The sequence below is a fragment of the Nostoc mirabile CHAB5784 genome (assembly GCF_020829645.1).
Classification (GTDB): Bacteria; Cyanobacteriota; Cyanobacteriia; order Cyanobacteriales; family Nostocaceae; genus Nostoc; species Nostoc mirabile.
The window spans coordinates 1-2,825 of the sequence record NZ_JAIVFS010000266.1 but is presented as its reverse complement, the minus strand read 5'-3'; the positions used below and the strand labels follow the sequence as shown (position 1 = coordinate 2,825).

At 42.4% G+C, this 2,825-nt stretch carries 3 protein-coding genes and 2 pseudogenes; 1 reads left to right on the top strand and 4 read right to left on the bottom strand.

Annotated features, from left to right (window positions below; genetic code table 11):
• Nucleotides 1–128 precede the first annotated feature (128 nt).
• The 3 genes and pseudogenes from LC653_RS45470 to LC653_RS45460 form a co-directional block, all read right to left on the bottom strand.
• Nucleotides 129–455 (bottom strand): annotated as a pseudogene (locus LC653_RS45470) (transposase); the annotation flags it as partial.
• Between the two features lie 86 nt (nucleotides 456–541).
• Entirely contained in the window at nucleotides 542–991 is a 450-nt protein-coding gene (locus tag LC653_RS45465) for a hypothetical protein (protein ID WP_229501787.1), read from the bottom strand.
• Nucleotides 992–1,121: 130 nt separating this feature from the next.
• Nucleotides 1,122–1,973 (bottom strand): KilA-N domain-containing protein, encoded by an 852-nt coding sequence (locus LC653_RS45460; RefSeq protein WP_229501786.1) that lies wholly within the window; start codon nucleotides 1,971–1,973, stop codon nucleotides 1,122–1,124.
• A 146-nt stretch (nucleotides 1,974–2,119) separates the two neighbouring features.
• Between LC653_RS45460 and LC653_RS45455 the strand changes: the two genes are divergently transcribed.
• Nucleotides 2,120–2,452, top strand: coding sequence for a hypothetical protein (locus LC653_RS45455; RefSeq protein ID WP_229501785.1), 333 nt, complete (start codon nucleotides 2,120–2,122; stop codon nucleotides 2,450–2,452).
• 268 nt (nucleotides 2,453–2,720) lie between these two features.
• Here the strand turns inward: LC653_RS45455 and LC653_RS48245 are convergent.
• Nucleotides 2,721–2,825: pseudogene (locus LC653_RS48245) on the bottom strand (IS982 family transposase); the annotation flags it as partial.

Sequence of the window (2,825 nt, the reverse complement as noted above, 5' to 3'; positions counted from 1 at the left end):
TATTAAACAGATGGAAATAGAGGGACGTCCTTTATTGGCAGGCGACCATACAGCTTGGCCGCGCCTGGATGCGGTAACACTTCAAGACAGAACATTTGAGCATAGCGGCACATCCATAGCTGAAAATTGACACTTTGACTATCAATGATTGCCTCTGATGGACTGTGATGACGCTCAATTTCGATTCTTGTCCACTCCCGCAAACTATCGTGAATGTGCAACCACGTCCCGTCTTGACGCCAGTTGCGAAAATATGTGTACACTGTTTGCCAAGCAGGAAAGTCACCTGGTAGCGATCGCCATCTAACTCCTTCTACCAAAACATAGAAAATTGCGTTCAGTACTTCCCACATCTCAACTTCACGCTTGCGACCACCGGGTTTTGCTTCTGGAATCATGTCACTCAGAAATTCATATTGTGCATAGGTCAGATTGCTGGGATATGCTTTAGTCATGTTGCTCTCTTGGTGCTGTCTATTATCTATTCACAGCGTATACCGAGAGAGCTTTTTTACAACCTCACAGACTTTTCAAACACCCTCTAAAACTCAATTCGGTTCAAAGTTTGTAATTGTGCAGCAAGTGTGCTAATAAAATCCTGTAGTTCTTCTGTTGCTTTTTGAAGGCTGATTGCTTTTTCAGAAACGTAAAGCTTTGTATTCTCTAAATAAACTTCTACACGAGTCATATTTGTATGTGGCGAACTCAATAGTGTTAAAGTAAATTTCTCATATTTGCAAAAGTAGTATTGACATTCTTCACTCAGAGATTGCCCTCGCTGCCATTTGATAATTTCTGTATCGTCATCGTTAGCAAGTTCAAATTCGACTTCTTCGATTGCAGTGAAAGCCATAGCCACACACGCTCTTTCTGCTGGATGTGTAGCTGATTGCATCCGGTAGCCTTCGGGGACTACATAGCCTTGAATTGCGTAGAACTTCTTAGCTAGTTTTTCAATCAGTACATCTTTTTGGAAGTATCCAAGTTCCATATCCTTTCCCCTCAAGGTAGAATTTGCCTTTGTTGTAAAAGTCTTAATTTTTGATTACTCAGCGATCGCTCTGTTTGACCAATGCCCCATGCCCAATGACTAATGACTAATGACTAATGCCCAATGTCCATCAAGCCGTTACTAAAGATTTTCTAGCGAAAGCACCTGCTTGCCTTAGCGCTGCACTAGGACTGGGATGAGCGAAGAACTCTTCTATAGCTTTGGTCAACCCAGCCGCAACAGTCGGCTCGTGACAAGCGTAAACATAGATGGGCTGTTGAACGCCATTAACCAATCGTGTTTCTTGGCGATCGCCTAACTGAGGGTAAAATGTTCTCACCCATGTCCCCAAGTGTCCGCGATAGTGGGAGCCTTTAAGGGGGACTTTCTTGCCCAGTTCGCTTTCTGCAAAATTGACCACGCCTAACCACTTCTCTTGTGTGCTGGTTAGGGCTTGTTGATTGTGTTCGGCTAAGAGATTGGCAACGAAGTCTTTACAATGCTGTTCGATGTAGGGGTTGAGACGATCTCCGGTTAATTCGGCTAAAGTTTTCATTGCCTGTACAAAAATATGTAGGCGCTGCTCGACTGGGGGAAGGATAGGTACAACAGGACAGTATTCTGGCTCTATTTCACTTGCAATCATTACCTTCATTAAGGTTCTGTTTGCCCAAATGCGAAATGGAACAGATACCCATCGGGCTAAATCAATGGCGATTTCTGAATGAACCCAAGTACCTTGTTCCTTGCCATACCCTTCAATTTCAATTATTAGAGACGATATGGGAATTCCCATATCGTTCCCAAGTGCTTGTAAATAATCCTTTGTAGACTTCAGTCTTATGTAGTCTGACAAAAGTTTACGGTTAGCTTTAGCCATTTGGGTGGCATTAACATAGCCCTTGGGTATCGCGTATTTGCCTATCTGCCCAGACTGGGGCATTTGGTTGATTTCTGAATCACGCCATTTGTGTGCCAGCATTATAGTTAGCTCACTTTTTTTAAATGAGTAGGGCAAAGCGATCGCATTGCTTCCCGGCTGGCGATCGCTTCGGCTTTTTGACCGTTAAGCTTATTATGCTACGGTTCATTGCTTTTAGCAAGTGTGTTTTGCATAATTGAGAAAAGATGACTGAGGAACAATTAGTGTTAGTAGCGATTCAAGAAGTGCCGCATCTCTATTGGGATGCGAACAAAGCAAAACGCCTTAGAACCTTGCTAGTAGATGAAACTAGGCAATCAGTAGCAGAAAAATTGAATGAGATGGGTATTGAAGTATCTCGTCAAAATATAGACAGACTGTTTACAGGACAAGCTAAATGGGCAAATACTCAACATATTATTGGAATATGTAAGGCTTTCTCGTTAAAATTGACAGATTTCTTTCCTATATATACAATCTCTCTTCCCTCTAAAATGCAAAATACTCTTGACAAAAGCAATACTAATTTGCAAGAATAGTAATTATAAAGGAGGAAAAACAAGCGCCAGCCTCCCAGAAAAATAAAGAGGCGCTCACCATTAAACCTTGAAAATAGTAAATTTATTAATCCACCTGGGAGAGTAGCTGAGGCACTGGCGCAACCAGAGAAAGCGAGGGGAACAGGAAGGGAAATCGATTTGCGCTGAATAAAAAGTTGCCACAGCAGTACGAAAGTCGCTTTGAAGCTGCAAAAGCGAACTGCCGCCTGATCAAGAGATATGCTGAATTAACGTGAGTTCGATGGAACTAAAAAATCGCAGGAGGTAGAGCAGGTAAATCTTTCGGGGAAATGTCAATACCAGGTTTTTTGGGTAAATAGGTGTAGGCGGTTAAACCAGCTATCAAGTTAAC

Bases quoted from the DNA above. Each gene is read 5' to 3' on its own strand.
- LC653_RS45465 (WP_229501787.1), bottom strand. From the start codon at position 991: ATGGAACTTGGATACTTCCAAAAAGATGTACTGATTGAAAAACTAGCT.
- LC653_RS45455 (WP_229501785.1), top strand. From the start codon at position 2,120: ATGACTGAGGAACAATTAGTGTTAGTAGCGATTCAAGAAGTGCCGCAT.
- LC653_RS45460 (WP_229501786.1), bottom strand. From the start codon at position 1,973: ATGCTGGCACACAAATGGCGTGATTCAGAAATCAACCAAATGCCCCAG.